This window comes from Caulobacter sp. BP25 (assembly GCF_002737755.1).
Classification (GTDB): Bacteria; Pseudomonadota; Alphaproteobacteria; order Caulobacterales; family Caulobacteraceae; genus Caulobacter.
This window is the reverse complement of record NZ_PEGH01000004.1, coordinates 408,748-424,684: the sequence shown is the minus strand read 5'-3', so window position 1 is coordinate 424,684 and position 15,937 is coordinate 408,748. Positions and strand designations below refer to the sequence as shown.

The following is a 15,937-nucleotide window of genomic DNA, read 5'->3' as shown; positions in this document are numbered from 1 at the left end:
CGCGCATCTAGCCGAGGAAGTCGCGCTGGACCGCAAGGTCGGCCTGCTGTTCGGCGGCGAGCGCGCGGGGCTGGAGACCCACGACATCGCCCTTTGCCAGGCCATCGTCTCGATCCGATCGACGAGCGCTTTCGGTCGCTGAACCTGGCTCAGGCCGTGTCTATCAACGCCTACGAATGGAAGATGACCCAGGACGACCGGCCCTGGAAGAAGTTCGAGCTGAACGTCGAGGAGCCCGCCGACCAGGCGACGCTGCTGGGCCTCTACGAGCATCTCGAAACTGAGCTCGACAAGGCCGGCTTCTACCATCCGCCCGAGAAGAAGCCGTCGATGGTGCGCAACCTGCGGGTCCCGCTGGCGCGCGCGCGCCTCACCGACCAGGAGGTCCGCACCTTCCGGGGTGTGATCACCGCGCTCAGCAAGGGGCGTGGCCGGGTTCTGGCCAAGCTGGCGGAAAAGGCGGCCACGAAGCCGACTCCTTAAGGACGGGATTGGGCGGTAGATTTGACCTGGATCATCCGCCGCCGGATCGGAGAGGCGCAGGCTGCGTTTAGTGGTTAAGAAGGAGCCTCTCCATGAACCCGGACGCCATCACCCTCGTCGTCGTGGCCGACGGCCGCCGCGCCCGCCTGCTTGAGCAAGCGCGCATCGACGGTCCGCTGCACGACCGCCCCGAATGGCTGGCCGACGTGAAGGAACATCACGATCACGCCGCCCCCAGCCACATCACCCACTCGGGCGACGCTCGGGACCGGGCTGAAAAAGTGTTCCTGACGGGCCTCGCCAAGCGGTTGGAAGTCCTGGCTGGCAAGCATCACTTCGATCAGATCGTCCTGATCGCGCCGCCGCGCGCGCTGGGCCATCTTCGCGAAGCGCTGCCGACCGGCCTCGCCAAGAAGGTCGTCGGTTCGGATCCGCATGAGCGGGTCGACGCCACCATCATCACGCTGGAAGCTGCGGTTCACGCCGCGCGCTACGCCCACGCAGCCTAGTCCCATCCCGGCGGCTCTCCGGAAGCGGTAGACGGGCGGCCTTGCGCCGCTCGTCTTTCCCGCGTTCACTCCATCCAAACAAGTGTTGGGGAGAGCGCCGTGAACCGTCGGGAGCTGCTGGCCTTGGCCGGCGCGCTGGGCCTTGCGCCAGGCCTTCAAGTCCGCGCCGCCACGCCGGCGGACGCGACGGCGGCGCGCGACGCCTATCTCTACGCCCTTCCGCTGATCGAGATGGCGACCACCCGCGCGCGGATGCTGAAAGCGCCCGGCGCGGCGATCAACAAGTTGGACCACACGCGGACCCTGGCGGATCACACGTCTCGCCGCGTGACCACGCCCAATAACGACACCCTCTATTCCTGGGCCTTCCTGGACCTGACGAAGGGGCCGACGACCCTGACCATCCCGCCGATGGGCGAGCGCTATTACTCGGCGGCCGTGATGGACATGTTCACCAACAACAACGCGGTGTTGGGAACGCGCACGGTCGGCGGCGAGGGCGGGACCTTCACCCTGGTCGGGCCGGGACAAGCCGCGACGGGACCCAACCCAACCCGCATCGCCACGCCCCATGCCTGGCTGCTGCTGCGGGTGCTGACCGACGGCGGCGAGGACCTTGCCGCCGCGCACAAGGCGCAGGACGGCTTTGTCTTGAAGGGTGCTGTCGCCTCGCCCGGCCCCGCCCATGCGACGCGAGACGCCGCGCCCGAGGCCTATTTCGCCGCCGCCCGCGCGCTGCTGGCCAGCGATCCGGCGCCGCCGACCGACCTGCGGATCTTGCGCCGCACGGCCGCCTTCCTGGGCGCAGGACCCTTCGATGCCGCCAGCGCGGCCGACGGCGTCGATGAGGCGCGGCTGATCACCATGTTCGCCAAGGGGCGGCAGACCTTCACCGGCGGCTGGGCCTATCCGCGGCCCAATCTGGGCGACTATGGCCAGGACTATATCTACCGCGCCATCGTCGCCCTGCAGGGCCTGGGCGCGCTGCCGGTGGCAGAGGCCATGTACATGAAGGCGGCCGGGGACGACGGGGCGGGGATCTTCACCGGCGATGGCCTCTACCGGCTGAGCTTGCCCGCGCGCCTGCCGCTGGACGGCTTCTGGTCGCTGTCGATGTACGAGGCCACCAGCGATGGCCAGTTCTTCTTCACCGACAATCGGCTGGGCCGCTACACGATCGGTGACCGCACGCGAGGTCTGAAGCGCAACGCCGACGGCGCGCTGGACATCTGGATCGGCCGGACCGATCCCGGCGGCGAGCGCTCGGCCAACTGGCTGCCGGCGCCCAAGACAGGGCCCTTCGCGATGTACCTGCGCGCTTATCTGCCCAGGGCTGAGCTGCTGGGCGGCCGCTTCCGCCTGCCGCCGGTGATCAAGATCTAGCCAGCCAGGGCGCGCTCCAGGTGCTCGACCAGCAGGCGCACCTTGGCGGGCAGCAGACGAAGATGCGGATAGACCGCCCAGATCCCTTCGTCGCCCGGGCGGTGGTCCTCCAGCAACGGAACGAGCCTTCCCTGCGCGATCGCTGCGTCCACGTAGAAGTTGGGCAGTTGGCAGACGCCAAGACCGCTCAGGGCCGCGTCCAGCACGGCCTGACCGCTGTTGCAGCGCCAGCGGCCATTCGGCTGGAAGGCGATCTCACGCTCGCCATCCCGGAAGGGCCAGGTGTCGCTGGCGCCGAGCACGCAGGCATGCGCCTCCAGATCGACGATCCGTTCGGGCGCGCCGGCCCGCGCCAGATAGTCTGGGGATGCGCAGAGGCGGCGGGTGCGCGAGGCCAGCCGCTTGGCGATCAGGCGGCTGTCGGTCAGCCGGCCAAAGCGGATCGCCAGGTCGAAGCCCTCGCTGACGATGTCGCGGACCGCGTCGTCCAGGTCGATCTCGATCGACAGACGCGGATGGGCCAAGGCGAAGGTATTGACCGCCGGCGCCACGAAGCGCTCGCCATAGGCCGCCGAGCAGGTCATGCGCAGCAAGCCGCGGGGTTCGCCATCCTCCTCGCCGACAGCGGCCAAGGCCTCGTCGCGATCCTGGATGAGCTGACGGCAGCGGGCCAGGAAGGCGCGCCCGGCGTCGGTCAGGCTGACCCGGCGGGTCGTACGGTAGAGCAGGCGGGTCTGCAGCCTTTCCTCAAGGCCCGCCACAGCCCGGCTGACGCCCGAGGTCGACAGGCCAAGGCGCGCGGCGGCGCGCGAGAAGCTCTCGGCCTCGGCCGTCGCTACAAACTCGTCGATGCCATCCCAGCGGCTCATGGCGCGGTGGTGGGGGAATTGTCCCTGGTGTGCAACAATGTTTTGCGCGCGGCGGGATTATCGCCGGACCCGCGCGGGCGTACCAAGGACGCTGAAGATCTCAGGAGACCTGCCGATGAAGACCCGCGCCGCCGTCGCTTTCGAAGCCAAGAAACCGCTGGAGATCGTCGAGGTCGACCTGGAAGGGCCCAAGGCCGGCGAGGTGATGGTCGAGATCAAGGCCACCGGCGTCTGCCACACCGACGCCTATACGCTGGACGGTTTCGACAGCGAGGGCATCTTCCCCTCGATCCTGGGCCATGAAGGCGCGGGCGTGGTGGTCGAGGTCGGGGCGGGCGTGACGAGCGTGGCCGTCGGCGATCACGTGATCCCGCTCTACACGCCTGAATGTCGCCAGTGCAAAAGCTGCCTCAGTGGCAAGACCAACCTGTGCACGGCGATCCGCGCGACCCAGGGCAAGGGTCTGATGCCGGACGGCACCAGCCGCTTTTCCTACAAGGGCCAGCCGATTTATCACTACATGGGCTGCTCGACTTTCTCGAACTACACGGTGCTGCCCGAGATCGCGGTGGCCAAGATCCGCCGCGATGCGCCGTTCAAGACCGCGTGTTATTGCGGGTGCGGGGTCACGACGGGGGTTGGCGCGGTGACCAACACCGCCAAGGTCGAGCCGGGCGCCAACTGCATCGTCTTTGGCCTGGGCGGCATCGGCCTGAACGTCCTCCAGGGGCTGAAGATGGTGGGCGCCAACATGATCGTCGGGGTCGATCTCAACCCGGCCCGCGAGGAATGGGGCCGCAAGTTCGGCATGACCCACTTCGTCAATCCGAACGACGTGCAGGGCGATCTCGTCGCGCACCTGGTGGCCCTGACCGACGGCGGCGCCGACTACACCTTCGACGCCACCGGCAACACCGGCGTCATGCGCACGGCGCTGGAGGCCTGCCACCGCGGCTGGGGCGAGAGCATCATCATCGGCGTGGCCGAGGCGGGCAAGGAAATCTCGACCCGTCCGTTCCAGCTGGTCACCGGCCGCGTCTGGAAAGGCACGGCCTTCGGCGGCGCGCGCGGCCGCACCGACACGCCCAAGATCGTCGACTGGTACATGGACGGGAAGATCCAGATCGACCCGATGATCACCCACGTCCTGCCGCTGGACGAGATCAACAAGGCGTTCGATCTGATGCACGCGGGTGAAAGCATCCGGACCGTGGTGACGTTCTAGTTAGAGGCGATACTCCCCCCACCTGACCGCTTCGCGGTCGTCCGCCCCCAAAGGCGGGCGGAAGGAGACCCTTCTTCCCCCTGTGGGGGAGGAGCGCGAAGCGCGGAGGGGGCGAGTGACAGGAGTGATCATGACCGTCGAGACCCTCTCCACCCACCGCGTCCACGGCGGAACGCTGCGCTACTGCCGCCACGACAGCACCAGCACCGGCACGCCCATGAAATTCACGGTGTGGACGCCGGACGGCGAGGGGCCGTTCCCGTACCTCGTCTGGCTGTCGGGCCTGACCTGCACCGAGGACAATTTCACGGTGAAGTCGGGGGTCTACGAACACGCGGCCAAGCACGGGATCGCGATCATCGCGCCGGACACCTCGCCGCGCGGGGAAGGCGTCGCCGACGATCCGGCCTATGACCTGGGGCAGGGGGCGGGCTTCTATGTCGACGCCACCCAGGCCCCGTGGGCGCCGCACTTCATGATGCATTCCTACGTCACCGGCGACCTGCTGGCGGCGGTTGAGGGCGCCTTCCCGCTGGACGGCGCGCGCAAGGGAGTCTTCGGCCATTCGATGGGCGGCCACGGGGCGCTGACCATCGCTTTCAAGCATCCTGAGCTCTTCAAGTCGGTCAGCGCTTTTTCGCCCATCGTCTCGCCGCTGAACTGCCCCTGGGGCGACAAGGCGCTGAGCGCCTATCTGGGTCCCGATCGCGCCGCCTGGCGCCCCTACGACGCCTGCGCCCTGATCGAGGACGGCAAGGGGGCAAGCTTCGACGACATCCTGATCGACCAGGGCCTCGCCGACAATTTCCTGGAAAGTCAGCTGAAGCCGCAGCTGATCGAAGCCGCCGCCGCCAAGGTTGGCCGCAAGGTCACGGTCCGCCGCCAGGAGGGCTACGACCACAGCTACTTCTTCATCTCGACCTTCATCGGCGATCACGTGGCTTTCCACGCTCAAAGGCTGTGACCCCAGGGCGCCATTGAGAGGGTATGGCGATATGCTATGCTCCTCTCATGCTCCCCGAGCCGTCCATCTTTGAGATAGACGCGGAAGCCGAAGAGGCCGCCGACGCCGAAGGCATGGCTGACGTCGCCGCCGGCCGCGTTGTGCCCCACGAAGAGGTCTCGGCCTGGCTCGACACCTGGGGGACGCCCGAAGAAAAGCCTGCTCCCTCGACGTGGCGGAAGTAGTCTGGACTTGGCGCGCGCTGGCTGATCTGACGGCCATCCGCGACTACATTGGCCAGTTCAGCCCGCTCGCCGCCCAGCGGATGGCGCTCCGTCTCAAGGCCGCCGCTGACAGCTTGGTGGAGCATCCCAAGCGCGGCCGCCTCGTGACAGCGACGCTCCGAGAGTTGGTCGTCGTTCCGCCCTATGTGATCCGCTACTACGTCGGTGATGGCGTCGTGCATATCGTGCGAATCCGACACGCCGCCCGGTTGTGACTCTTTCGTAATTCATCCTGGGTTCAGGCGGCGGGCGCTCTTCTCACGGTCAAGCTGACTGGAGGGGAAGCACCATGAAATTCGCATCGCTCGCCGCCGTGATCGTCCTGGGCCTGAGCACCTCGGCGTGTGTGATCATCGACGCCGACGAGGTACGTCACGACGTCTCGGCGCCCCGGAGCGCGTCCGAGGGTCTAGAGCCGCTGCAGGCTGTCCGGGTGGATCGGGACGATCTGGTGATCCGCGTCGCGTCCAACGGCTGCACCCGGTCCGACGACTTCGCGGTCGAAAGTCAGCGCCGCGACGGCCTCACCGCCTTCACCTTCACCCGCAAACGGCCGGACATGTGCCGCGCGCTGATCGCCGAGGGTGTCGAGCTGCGCTATCCGCTGGAGACGTTTGGCGTCGAACGCGGCGTCCAGATCCGCGTGCGTAACCCGCTGGCGCGGCCCTGAACGGGAAGGGGCGGGGACACATTGACTCCCCGCCCGCCTTCGCTCATAAACCGCGCCTTCACGCCGCCGGCTCGCCGCGCGGCGCGATGATCTTATGACGGATTGACCCGAAGCCGCCGTTGCAATCGCACCTCTTTTTAAGGGGAGCCGGCCCGGATCGTTAGAAAGACTGACTATGTCGAAGCGCCATAGCGCCAAGTACAAAATCGACCGCCGCATGGGTGAAAACCTGTGGGGCCGTCCCAAGTCCCCGGTCAACTCGCGCTCGTACGGCCCCGGCCAGCACGGCCAACGCCGCAAGCAGAAGGTTTCGGACTTCGGCCTGCAGCTGCGCGCCAAGCAAAAGCTGAAGGGCTACTACGGTAACCTGACCGAGAAGCAATTCTCGCGCACCTACGAGGAAGCCGCCCGCCGCAAGGGCAACACCTCGGAGAACCTGATCGCCCTGCTCGAGTCGCGCCTGGACGCCATCGTCTATCGCGCCAAGTTCGTGCCGACCGTGTTCGCCGCCCGCCAGTTCGTGAACCACGGCCACGTGACCGTGAACGGCAAGCGCGTAAACATCCCGTCGTACCGCTGCAAGCCGGGCGACGTGATCGCGGTCCGCGAAAAGTCGCGCAACATGGCTCTGGTGCTCGAAGCCGTCGCCTCGAACGAGCGTGACTTCGCCGAGTACGTCTCGGTCGACGCCAAGGGCCTGTCGGCCACCTTCGTCCGCGCTCCGGAACTGTCGGAAGTTCCGTATCCGGTGAAGATGGAACCGAACCTGGTCGTCGAATTCTACGCTTCGTAAGCGTCGGATCCGAACAGAGATACGGAAAAGGCCCCGGAGCGATCCGGGGCCTTTTTTGTGGTCTACCCCTTGAACCTCATCGAGCGGCTGCATAGCTCAGTAACAGCGGGACCGGGCCCCTCTGACGAGCGATGCAAGCGCTTGTGATGTCGGACCGCATCGGGTGTTCTCGATGTCCTGGGTCCGGCCGCCTAAGCCCCCCTCCCCAAAAGGCGCCGCCTCGGGCCGAGAACACCCGATCCAACTTTGGACCGGAGGTTTTATATGCCGCTTCTGATGTGCCCCAATTGCGACGCCTCGATGCAGGGCGTCCAGCGCGCTGGCGTCGAGTTCGACATGTGCCCGCGCTGCCGGGGTGTGTGGCTGGATCGCGGCGAGCTTGAGAAGCTGATGGCCTTGGAGCGGGAAGAGACCCAGGCCGTTTACGGTCAGCCCAAGCCCTACAGCCGACCCGACCACCATCACGACCATCGGCCAGACCATCGGCCAGACCATAGGCGTCACGATGACGATCATCGCGGCGGAGCCTATGGCTATAAGAAAAAGAAACGCTTCGACCTGTTCGACATCTTCGACTGACAGACAAACCGATGAACCACCTCAAGACCTACATCCTGCTCGCGGGCCTGACGGCCCTGTTCGCGGGCGCCGGCTACCTGATCGGCGGCCCCACCGGCATGGCGATCGCCCTGGTCCTGGCCGTGGCGATGAACGCCTTCTCGTACTGGAACGCTGACAAGATCGTGCTGCGCACCTATGGCGCGGTCGAGGTTGATGAGAGCCACCCCGAGCCGCTGATCCGCAACTACGCGGTCGATGTGGTGGAGATGGCGGCCAAGGCTGGACTGCCGCGCCCGCGCATCACGGTCATCGACAGCGTCCAGCCGAACGCCTTCGCCACCGGCCGCGATCCGGCCCACGCGGCCGTCGCCGCCACCACGGGCCTGCTCTCGCTGCTGACCCGCGACGAGATTCGGGGCGTGATGGCCCACGAACTGGCCCACGTGAAGAACCGCGACACCTTGGTCATGACGGTCACGGCGACGATCGCCGGCGCGATCTCGGCCCTGGCCAACTTCGCCTTCTTCTTCGGCGGTTCGCGTGATGAGGAGGGCAATGGCGGTGGCATTGGCGGGATGATCGGTGCGATCGCCATCGCCATCCTGGCCCCGATCGCCGCCATGCTGGTGCAGATGGCCATCAGCCGCTCACGCGAGTACGAGGCCGACCGCGTCGGCGCCCAAATCGCCGGCGACCCCGACTCCCTGGCTCGCGCGCTGGAAAAGATCGAGGCCTATGCTCGCGGCGGCTACGAGAACGTCCAGGCCGAGCGCAATCCGGCCACGGCCCACATGTTCATCATCAATCCGCTGGCCGGGAAGGGCGCGGACAATCTGTTCTCGACCCACCCCGCGACCCACAACCGCGTCGAGGCGTTGATGAAGCTGGGCGTCTCGCGCCAGGCTCGTCGCCCAGTCGCGGCCATGGCCACCGCGCCTTCGGTCCCGTCCAGCCCCGGCCGCGAAGCTGGTCCCTGGGGGTAGTCAGCCGATCCCCCGTGGGGGATGCTGCGGCTCCTGGCGGTTAGCGGCGTGTGGAGCGAATGGCGGGTGAAGGCTCACGCAGGGGTTTCTTGCTCGCCGGCGCCGCCCTGGTGCTGGCCGGCTGCGCAACGACGCCCAGGCTGATCGCCGGCGAGACCTGGCCTGAACTCGAACCCTTGCTGGCGGTCTCGTTGGGCCGACATGGGCTGACGATACGCATCCAGAGCCGAGGCTGCGCCGACCGCGCCAACATGGTGTTCCGCGTGGACCGCAAGGACGGTCGCGCGGTGGTGGCCTTCGCCCGCCGACGGCTGGAGACCTGCAAGGGGCCTAAAGGCTGGGCGGATTTCACGTTCAGCTATGAAGAGCTGGGTCTAAGGCGCGGCGAGCGGATCGTCATCGCCAATCCGGTCATCAGCCCTTCGGCGTGAAGCGCTCGACCATCCAGGGCAGCACGCGCGCGGGGCGCTTGGCGGCGATGTCGATCAGGACCCAGTCGGTGCGGCTCTGGGCGCACATCTCGCCGTCGGGACCGTCGATGCGGACATAGCGCTCGAAGCGCGGCCCTTTCAGTTCGCCGACCCAGGTATAGCCGATGGCGGTTTCGCCCAGCAGCAGTTCGCGGCGGTAGTCGATCTCGTGCCGGCGCGCGACCCAGCTCCAGGGCGCGCGCTGGTCCTCGCTGGTCCAGGCCTCCCAATGGGCGATGGCCAGGTCCTGCGCCCAACCCAGATAGACCACGTTGTTGACGTGGCCGTTGGCGTCGATGTCCGACGCCTGGGGCTGGAAGGTTAGGGAGAAGGCGTCGCCCGGCGGCTCGAAGAGCTTCAAGCGGCGATGACGCCCTGTTCGGCCAGAAAGGTCTTCAGCTCGCCCGACTGGAACATCTCACGGACGATGTCGCTGCCGCCGACGAACTCGCCCTTCACGTACAGCTGCGGGATGGTCGGCCAGTCGGTGAAGGTCTTAATGCCTTGGCGCAGCTCGTCGTCCTGCAGGACATCGACGCCCACGAACGCGACGCCCAGGTGGTCGAGGATCTGCACGACGACCGACGAGAAGCCGCAGCGCGGCTGATCGGGCACGCCCTTCATGAACACCACGACCGGATTCTCGGCCACGGTCTTGGCGATGAAGTCGAGGGCGGGGGAGGCGGCGGCGTCGGTCATGGAGAAAGGATCCTTGGCGAAGGCACTCAGCTAGGCGCCGTCGCGGGCGGGGTCAAGGGCGACGATCAGGCTTGGCTTGCTAGTCCGCCGGCGCGGCGGTTTCGAGCGCCAGGGCGTGCAGGGTTCCGCCCAGCACGTCGGCCAGGGCCTTGTTGACCAGCTGATGCTGGCGAACGCGCGGCAGGCCCTTGAAGGCGGGGGAGACGATCCGCGCCTTCCAGTGGTCGTTATCGCCGGCCAGATCGGTCAGCACGATCTCGGAATCGGGGAAGGCTGCGGTCAGGCGGGCTTCGAGCTCGGCGTGGGACATGGGCACGGCGGGAACTCCGGTCTTTGAAAGCGTCACGAGGCTTGAGATCGACCTTGGGCGATCCCGCTCTGGGCGAGATTTAATTGAATTCGCCGAACGGCGCACGGCATGTAAGCGCCATGATCGCGCTTTCTCGTCTCAGCCCCGTCCTGCTCGCCCTCGCGCTGGCCGCTAGCGCCGCCCATCCCGCTTTCGCGGGGCCTGGCGACAAGGCGCTGGACGACGTCCGCATCCTGTCAGCCGACGACATGCAGGGCCGCGCTCCGGGCACGCCGGGGTCCGAGAAGGCCAGGGCCTATATCCTCTCGCGCTTCAACCATATCGGCCTTGCGTCGATTGGCGAGCGGTTCGAGCAGCCGTTCACCTTCACCCGGCGCGACGGCGCGACCGTCCAGGGCGTGAATCTTGTGGCGCGCATCAAAGGAACCGAGGGTGGCAAGGCGCTGGTCGTCTCGGCCCACTATGACCACCTCGGCGTCCGCGACGGCCAGATCTACAACGGCGCCGATGACAACGCCTCTGGCGTGGCGGGCCTGCTGGCCGTGGCCGAGGCCTTCAAGGCAAGCCCGCCAAAGCATGACGTGATCTTCGCCGTGGTGGATGCGGAGGAAGGCGGCTTGCGCGGCGCGCGCGCCTTCGCCGCCGCGCCGCCGGTTCCGCTGGAGACCATCGCGCTGAACGTCAACTTCGACATGCTCAGCAAGAACGCCAAGAACGAGCTCTACGTCGCTGGCGCGTCGCCCTTCCCGTACCTGAAGCCGATCCTGGTCAAGGTGGCCATGACCGCGCCAGCAACGCTGAAGCTGGGCCACGACACCGACGCCGACGGCAAGGAAAACAACTGGAGCAACCAGTCCGACCACTACGCCTTCGGCGAGAAGGGGGTGCCGTGGGTCTATTTCGGCGTCGAAGACCATCCCGAGTATCACAAGCCGACCGATGACTTTGCGACCGTGCCGCAGGACTTCTTCAAGCGTTCCGTGGCGACCGTGGTCCAGGCGAGCCTGGCGCTGGAGCGGGAGCTGGAGGCTGTCGCCAAGGCTTCGGGGCGCTAGGTCAGGCGGACCTGGCCCGAGCCGGGAGGTATTGGCGGAAATTCTCGTTTCTCCTTCGAGCGATGCAGGGCATCGTGGTGCGTAAGGCGCAGGGAGACGTAAGATCGACACCGTCGGCATGAGGGAACGGTTGCTGAAGGCCGTACCGACGGTCGTCCTCATCGTGGGCGCCGCCGTGGCGGCTGACTATGTGCTCAACGTCCTGATCCGAGGGACGCCCTCGGCCTTCACGCCACTGACCACTTTGATCATCGCCTCGGCCGTCGCCGCGCCCCTGGCCTTTTGGTTGACCGGTCAGCGCCTGCGCCTGGAGGAGCTGCGCGACGCCCTGTCGGCCAGCGTCCAGAGCAAACAGAAGGCCATCGAGGAGGCCGAGGAGGCCCTGGCCAAGTATCGAGAGGCCGATCGCCTCTATCGGCTCCTGGGCGACAACCTGACGGACCATGTGGCCCTCTGGAGCCCCAAGGGCGAGCGGATCTACAGCTCGCCCAGTATCGAGCGGATTTCAGGCTACAGCGCCGAGGAGTTCCTGAACCTCCCGCCGGCCGCTATGGTCAGCGAGGTCGATTTTGCGCGGGTCCAGGCGATCATCGCGGGACTTCAGCCTGGCGGCCTGCCCGCCAGCGCCGACTATGAATGCATCCGTAAGGACGGCTCGGTCATCTGGGTGGAAAGTTCCTATTCGCTGCTGGGTGACTGCTCGGGCATCCTGCTGGTCACTTCGCGCGACATCACCGAGCGTAAGCGGTTGGAGCTGGATATCGCCCGGGCGCTGGAGCTGGCCGAGGCGGCCTCTGCGGCCAAGTCCGATTTCCTGGCCAATATGACCCATGAGCTGCGCACGCCGCTGACCGCGATCATCGGCTTCGCCGAGGTTCTGCGCCGGTCTGGCCGGCTGGACGAGACGTCTGCGCGGCAGGCCGGACACATCCTCGACGCCAGCAACACCCTGCTCAGCGTCGTCAACGACGTTCTGGACTTCTCGCGCCTGGAGGCCGCGGGCCTGGAGCTGGATCCGGCGCCATTCGATCCCGCCGCCATGGCCTCGTCCTGCGCGGCCCTGGTCGAGGAGCGAGCGGGCGCCAAGGGGCTCGCCATCGTCGTAGAGACTGGAGAGGCTATCGCGCCGATGAACCTGGACGGGCCGCGCCTGTCGCAGGTTCTGCTGAACTTCCTGTCCAATGCCGTGAAGTTCACCGCGCGCGGCGGGATCACGGTGCGGCTGAGCCAGACGGTCGACGGTGATCAGGCCCTGTTGCGCGGCGAGGTGATCGACACCGGCATCGGCGTCGCGCCCGAAAACCGCGAGGCGATCTTCGACCGCTTCTCGCAGGCGGACGCGGCGGTCTCGCGGCGCTTCGGCGGCACCGGGCTGGGCTTGGCCATTTCGCGCCGCATCATCGAGCACATGAGCGGCAAGATCGGCGTCGACAGCGTCGAGGGCGAGGGCTCCACCTTCTGGTTCGAGGTGCGGGGGCCGCTGTCAGATGCGCCCTCTGCTCCGGCCGAGACGGTAGAGCCGCTAAACGCCGAGGCGGGCATCCGGCTGCTTCTCGTTGAGGACAACGCCGTGAACCGCGAGTTGGTCAAGGCGATGCTGGAGCCGTTCGGCGTGATCGTGGAGACGGCCAACGACGGCGTCGCGGGCGTCGAGGCCATGCGCCAGGGCGAGTTCGATCTGGTGCTGATGGACGTGCAGATGCCGGTCAAGGACGGCTTGACCGCCACCCGCGAGATCCGCGCCCTGGAAGGCGCTCGCGGGGCGGCGACGCCGATCATCGCCATGACCGCCAACGTTCTCCCAGACCAGGTCGCCAACTGCCTGGCGGCCGGCATGGACGACCACCTGGGCAAGCCGATCAGCCCGTCGAAGCTGCTGGAGGCGGTGGCGCGGTGGGCGGGCAGGAGTCACGTGGCCTAACCAGGGCCGCCCGTTCAGTTAGGCCTTGGGCCTCTGAAACCGGCGCGGCTGGCGATAGCCCCGCGCCGGTCCTTATCCGATCAGGCCTTGGGAGCGTTCATGTAGCCCGGCAGCCAGGCCTCATGCGCCGCGCGCAGGGTGTCGAGCGGAATGCTGAACAGGCCCTCCGAGGCGAAGGCCTCGCCGCCGGCGACGCCCGCGATCATGGCGTGGACGCCGGCGTCCTTGGCCGCCTCCAGAACCGCGTCCGCGTCGGGCGTGGCGATCAGGTAGCGGGCTTGGTCCTCGCCAAACAGGTACGGGTGAGCGTGGGCCTGGCTGGTGGCGTTCAGGGTGATCCCGACCTTGCTGGCCAGGGCCACGTCGGCCGCGGCGACCAGCAGGCCGCCGTCCGACAGGTCGTGGACGCCGGCCACCAGGCCCGAGGCGATCAGGCCGCGCACGAAGTCGCCGTTCTTCTTCTCGGCGGCCAGGTCGACCGGCGGCGGGGCGCCGTCCTCGCGACCCAGGATCTCGCGCAGATAGATGGAAGCGCCCAGTTCGCCGTGGGTATCGCCCACCAGCACCAGGGTGTCGCCCTCGGCGACGTTGCCGAAGCCCGTGCGCAGGTCGTAGTCCTCGAGTAGGCCCACGGCGCCGACGGTCGGGGTCGGCGGAATGGCGACGCCGTTGGTCTCGTTGTAGAGGCTGACGTTGCCCGAGACGACCGGGAAGTCCAGCGCGCGGCAGGCCTCGGCCATGCCGTCGGTGGCGCGGACAATCTGGCCCATGGTCTCGGGCTTTTCGGGGCTGCCGAAGTTCAGGTTGTCGGTGATGGCGATCGGCAGGGCGCCGGCGGCCGTCAGGTTGCGCCAGGCTTCCGCCACCGCCTGCTTGCCGCCTTCGTAGGGGTCGGCCTGGACGTAGCGCGGGGTGCAGTCGCTGGTGACGGCGATGGCCTTGCCCGAGTTGTGGATGCGGACGATGCCGGCGTCGCAGCCGGTGGCGCTGTCTTCCAGCGTGTCGGCCATGACGTGGCGGTCGTACTGCTCCCACAGCCAGCGCTTGGAGGCCATGTCGGGGCAGCCGACGACCTTCAGCACCGCCTTCGTCCAGTCGGTCGGGGCGGGGATCGTGGCCGGGTCGAGGCGCGGGTCGAGCTTGGGCTGGACCCAGGGACGGTCATACAGCGGCGCGTCGTCGAACAGCGGGGCCAGCGGCACGTCGCAGACGGTCTCGCCGTGATGCTTCAGCACCAGGCGGCCGGTGTCGGTGGTGTAGCCGATGACGGCGGCGTCCAGGCCCCACTTCTCGAAGATGGCGTGGCCATCCTGTTCGCGGCCGGGCTTCAGGACCGCCAGCATGCGCTCTTGGCTTTCCGACAGCATCATCTCATAGGCGCTCATGCCGGTTTCGCGCTGAGGGACCATGTCCATGTTCAGCTCGATGCCCACGCCGCCCTTGCCGGCCATCTCGACCGACGACGAGGTCAGGCCCGCCGCGCCCATGTCCTGGATGGCGGCGACCGCGCCGGTGGCCATCAGCTCCAGCGTGGCTTCGATCAGCAGCTTCTCGGCGAAGGGGTCGCCGACCTGGACGGTGGGGCGCTTTTCCTCGGAGTCCTCGGTGAACTCGGTCGAGGACATGGTCGCGCCGTGGATACCGTCACGGCCGGTCTTGGAGCCGAAATAGACGACCGCCAGGCCAGGGCCCGGCGCGGCCGAGTAGAAGATGCTGTCGGCCTTGGCCAGGCCCACGCACATGGCGTTGACCAGGATGTTGCCGTTGTAGCCTTTGTGGAAGTTGGTCTCGCCCGCGACGGTGGGCACGCCCACGCAGTTGCCGTAGCCGGCGATGCCGGCGACCACGCCGTCCACCAGGCGCTTGGTCTTGGGATGCTCGGGATCGCCAAAGCGCAGCGCGTTCAGCAGGGCGATCGGCCGCGCGCCCATCGTGAAGACGTCGCGCATGATGCCGCCCACGCCCGTCGCCGCGCCCTGGTAGGGCTCGATGTAGGAGGGGTGGTTGTGGCTCTCCATCTTGAAGATGATCGCGTCGCCGTCGCCGATGTCGATGACGCCAGCGTTCTCGCCCGGACCGCAGATCACGCGCGGCCCGTCGATCGGGAACTTCTTCAGCTGGTTCTTCGAGGACTTGTACGAGCAGTGCTCGGACCACATCACCGAAAAGACGCCCAGTTCCACCAGGTTGGGCTCGCGGCCCAGGCGCTTCAAGACGACGTCGTACTCGGCGGGTTTCAGGCCGAACTCGGCGGCCAATTCGGCCATGGGCTTTTGGGGCGTGCTCATGGGCGCGCCTTCTAACCCGGTCCCCGGGATTCCGCCACAGCCCTCGGGACTTCTTCTTCGGTCCGCGAAAAGGACTTGCCGATCTTGAACGGAATTTTGGGCGGAAAATATCGAAAATTCTGTAGCTTAAGCGGAATTAAGGCGACTTGACCGGAGGAACGGGGGGACTCGGCGTTCGTTCTATCTCCGCGCGTCACGAGCGCGCCCCCAAACCGAAGGAGAAGCCCCCATGGCCGAACAACCCCGCACCCCGCCGCAACAACCGAACGATCCCCAGCGCGCAGCGCCGGGTCAGCAACAAAAGCAAGGCGTTCAGCCTCAGACCGAGCAGCATCCGGCCAAGGGTGAACCGGCCAAGGGCGAACCCGCCCAGAAGGTCGAGCAGAGCTCCGACAAGAACGCCAAGCTCTGAACTTAGCGCGCTTGAAGACCTCTCCGTAGAGGAAGGGCCGGCGGTGATCCGCCGGCCCTTTTTTGTATGCAAATCCTCC

19 protein-coding genes and 1 pseudogene are annotated in these 15,937 nt (G+C 67.2%); 15 read left to right on the top strand and 5 right to left on the bottom strand.

Annotation, left to right across the window (positions count from 1 at the left end; all coding sequences use genetic code 11):
- The 3 genes and pseudogenes from CSW59_RS03230 to CSW59_RS03220 all read left to right on the top strand — a co-directional run.
- Positions 1–483 (top strand): annotated as a pseudogene (locus tag CSW59_RS03230) (TrmH family RNA methyltransferase); the annotation flags it as partial.
- A 92-nt stretch (positions 484–575) separates the two neighbouring features.
- Positions 576–992, top strand: coding sequence for a host attachment protein (locus tag CSW59_RS03225; protein ID WP_099442667.1), 417 nt, complete (start codon positions 576–578; stop codon positions 990–992).
- Between the two features lie 99 nt (positions 993–1,091).
- Entirely contained in the window at positions 1,092–2,375 is a 1,284-nt protein-coding gene (locus CSW59_RS03220) for a DUF1254 domain-containing protein (protein WP_099442666.1), read from the top strand.
- On the opposite strand, the gene CSW59_RS03215 is transcribed toward CSW59_RS03220, so the two are convergent.
- Positions 2,372–3,244: a LysR family transcriptional regulator gene (locus CSW59_RS03215; protein WP_099442665.1), complete on the bottom strand. Its 873-nt coding sequence runs from the start codon at positions 3,242–3,244 to the stop codon at positions 2,372–2,374. The two genes, CSW59_RS03220 and CSW59_RS03215, sit on opposite strands and share 4 nt — an antisense overlap.
- A gap of 115 nt (positions 3,245–3,359) precedes the next feature.
- Between CSW59_RS03215 and CSW59_RS03210 the strand changes: the two genes are divergently transcribed.
- The 9 genes from CSW59_RS03210 (at position 3,360) to CSW59_RS03170 (ending at position 9,134) form a co-directional block, all read left to right on the top strand.
- Complete coding sequence (locus CSW59_RS03210) at positions 3,360–4,469, top strand: S-(hydroxymethyl)glutathione dehydrogenase/class III alcohol dehydrogenase (protein WP_099442664.1); 1,110 nt, start codon at positions 3,360–3,362, stop codon at positions 4,467–4,469.
- A gap of 130 nt (positions 4,470–4,599) precedes the next feature.
- Complete coding sequence (fghA, locus tag CSW59_RS03205) at positions 4,600–5,433, top strand: S-formylglutathione hydrolase (protein WP_099442687.1); 834 nt, start codon at positions 4,600–4,602, stop codon at positions 5,431–5,433.
- A 47-nt stretch (positions 5,434–5,480) separates the two neighbouring features.
- Positions 5,481–5,657 carry an antitoxin gene (locus tag CSW59_RS03200; RefSeq protein ID WP_201722702.1) on the top strand — a complete coding sequence of 59 codons (177 nt, stop codon included), beginning with the start codon at positions 5,481–5,483 and terminating at the stop codon, positions 5,655–5,657.
- Positions 5,609–5,911 (top strand): type II toxin-antitoxin system RelE/ParE family toxin, encoded by a 303-nt coding sequence (locus CSW59_RS03195; RefSeq protein ID WP_099442662.1) that lies wholly within the window; start codon positions 5,609–5,611, stop codon positions 5,909–5,911. The genes CSW59_RS03200 and CSW59_RS03195 overlap by 49 nt, the downstream gene beginning before the upstream one ends.
- Positions 5,912–5,985: 74 nt before the next feature.
- Entirely contained in the window at positions 5,986–6,366 is a 381-nt protein-coding gene (locus CSW59_RS03190; protein WP_099442661.1) for a hypothetical protein, read from the top strand.
- Positions 6,367–6,541: 175 nt separating this feature from the next.
- Complete coding sequence (rpsD, locus tag CSW59_RS03185; RefSeq protein ID WP_099442660.1) at positions 6,542–7,159, top strand: 30S ribosomal protein S4; 618 nt, start codon at positions 6,542–6,544, stop codon at positions 7,157–7,159.
- Positions 7,160–7,423: 264 nt separating this feature from the next.
- Positions 7,424–7,738, top strand: coding sequence for a zf-TFIIB domain-containing protein (locus tag CSW59_RS03180; protein WP_099442659.1), 315 nt, complete (start codon positions 7,424–7,426; stop codon positions 7,736–7,738).
- An 11-nt stretch (positions 7,739–7,749) separates the two neighbouring features.
- Positions 7,750–8,703, top strand: coding sequence for a zinc metalloprotease HtpX (gene htpX / locus CSW59_RS03175; RefSeq protein WP_099442658.1), 954 nt, complete (start codon positions 7,750–7,752; stop codon positions 8,701–8,703).
- Positions 8,704–8,792: 89 nt separating this feature from the next.
- Complete coding sequence (locus CSW59_RS03170; protein WP_236632144.1) at positions 8,793–9,134, top strand: hypothetical protein; 342 nt, start codon at positions 8,793–8,795, stop codon at positions 9,132–9,134.
- Here the strand turns inward: CSW59_RS03170 and CSW59_RS03165 are convergent.
- From CSW59_RS03165 to CSW59_RS03155, 3 genes are all read right to left on the bottom strand, one after another.
- Entirely contained in the window at positions 9,118–9,534 is a 417-nt protein-coding gene (locus tag CSW59_RS03165) for a thioesterase family protein (protein WP_099442656.1), read from the bottom strand. The genes CSW59_RS03170 and CSW59_RS03165 overlap by 17 nt on opposite strands.
- Positions 9,531–9,872, bottom strand: coding sequence for a Grx4 family monothiol glutaredoxin (gene grxD, locus CSW59_RS03160; protein ID WP_099442655.1), 342 nt, complete (start codon positions 9,870–9,872; stop codon positions 9,531–9,533). Before grxD ends, CSW59_RS03165 begins: the two co-directional genes overlap by 4 nt.
- A 79-nt stretch (positions 9,873–9,951) precedes the next feature.
- Positions 9,952–10,188: a BolA/IbaG family iron-sulfur metabolism protein gene (locus tag CSW59_RS03155; protein WP_066685791.1), complete on the bottom strand. Its 237-nt coding sequence runs from the start codon at positions 10,186–10,188 to the stop codon at positions 9,952–9,954.
- Positions 10,189–10,301: 113 nt separating this feature from the next.
- Between CSW59_RS03155 and CSW59_RS03150 the strand changes: the two genes are divergently transcribed.
- Both CSW59_RS03150 and CSW59_RS03145 read left to right on the top strand, forming a co-directional pair.
- Complete coding sequence (locus CSW59_RS03150) at positions 10,302–11,237, top strand: M20/M25/M40 family metallo-hydrolase (protein WP_099442654.1); 936 nt, start codon at positions 10,302–10,304, stop codon at positions 11,235–11,237.
- Between the two features lie 118 nt (positions 11,238–11,355).
- On the top strand, positions 11,356–13,158 hold the full coding sequence (locus CSW59_RS03145) for an ATP-binding protein (protein ID WP_099442653.1): 1,803 nt from the start codon (positions 11,356–11,358) through the stop codon (positions 13,156–13,158).
- A gap of 80 nt (positions 13,159–13,238) precedes the next feature.
- Here the strand turns inward: CSW59_RS03145 and purL are convergent, their stop codons facing one another.
- Entirely contained in the window at positions 13,239–15,446 is a 2,208-nt protein-coding gene (gene purL, locus CSW59_RS03140; RefSeq protein WP_099442652.1) for a phosphoribosylformylglycinamidine synthase subunit PurL, read from the bottom strand.
- Positions 15,447–15,675: 229 nt separating this feature from the next.
- Here purL and CSW59_RS03135 point away from each other — a divergent pair, with 229 nt between their 5' ends.
- On the top strand, positions 15,676–15,858 hold the full coding sequence (locus tag CSW59_RS03135; protein ID WP_099442651.1) for a hypothetical protein: 183 nt from the start codon (positions 15,676–15,678) through the stop codon (positions 15,856–15,858).
- The last annotated feature ends 79 nt before the right edge of the window (positions 15,859–15,937 follow it).

Coding starts and splice junctions, on each gene's coding strand:
- purL (WP_099442652.1), bottom strand. CDS start 15,446: ATGAGCACGCCCCAAAAGCCCATGGCCGAATTGGCCGCCGAGTTCGGC.
- grxD (WP_099442655.1), bottom strand. CDS start 9,872: ATGACCGACGCCGCCGCCTCCCCCGCCCTCGACTTCATCGCCAAGACC.
- CSW59_RS03180 (WP_099442659.1), top strand. CDS start 7,424: ATGCCGCTTCTGATGTGCCCCAATTGCGACGCCTCGATGCAGGGCGTC.
- CSW59_RS03225 (WP_099442667.1), top strand. CDS start 576: ATGAACCCGGACGCCATCACCCTCGTCGTCGTGGCCGACGGCCGCCGC.
- CSW59_RS03145 (WP_099442653.1), top strand. CDS start 11,356: ATGAGGGAACGGTTGCTGAAGGCCGTACCGACGGTCGTCCTCATCGTG.
- CSW59_RS03135 (WP_099442651.1), top strand. CDS start 15,676: ATGGCCGAACAACCCCGCACCCCGCCGCAACAACCGAACGATCCCCAG.
- CSW59_RS03215 (WP_099442665.1), bottom strand. CDS start 3,244: ATGAGCCGCTGGGATGGCATCGACGAGTTTGTAGCGACGGCCGAGGCC.
- CSW59_RS03190 (WP_099442661.1), top strand. CDS start 5,986: ATGAAATTCGCATCGCTCGCCGCCGTGATCGTCCTGGGCCTGAGCACC.
- CSW59_RS03150 (WP_099442654.1), top strand. CDS start 10,302: ATGATCGCGCTTTCTCGTCTCAGCCCCGTCCTGCTCGCCCTCGCGCTG.
- htpX (WP_099442658.1), top strand. CDS start 7,750: ATGAACCACCTCAAGACCTACATCCTGCTCGCGGGCCTGACGGCCCTG.
- fghA (WP_099442687.1), top strand. CDS start 4,600: ATGACCGTCGAGACCCTCTCCACCCACCGCGTCCACGGCGGAACGCTG.
- rpsD (WP_099442660.1), top strand. CDS start 6,542: ATGTCGAAGCGCCATAGCGCCAAGTACAAAATCGACCGCCGCATGGGT.
- CSW59_RS03200 (WP_201722702.1), top strand. CDS start 5,481: ATGCTCCCCGAGCCGTCCATCTTTGAGATAGACGCGGAAGCCGAAGAG.
- CSW59_RS03210 (WP_099442664.1), top strand. CDS start 3,360: ATGAAGACCCGCGCCGCCGTCGCTTTCGAAGCCAAGAAACCGCTGGAG.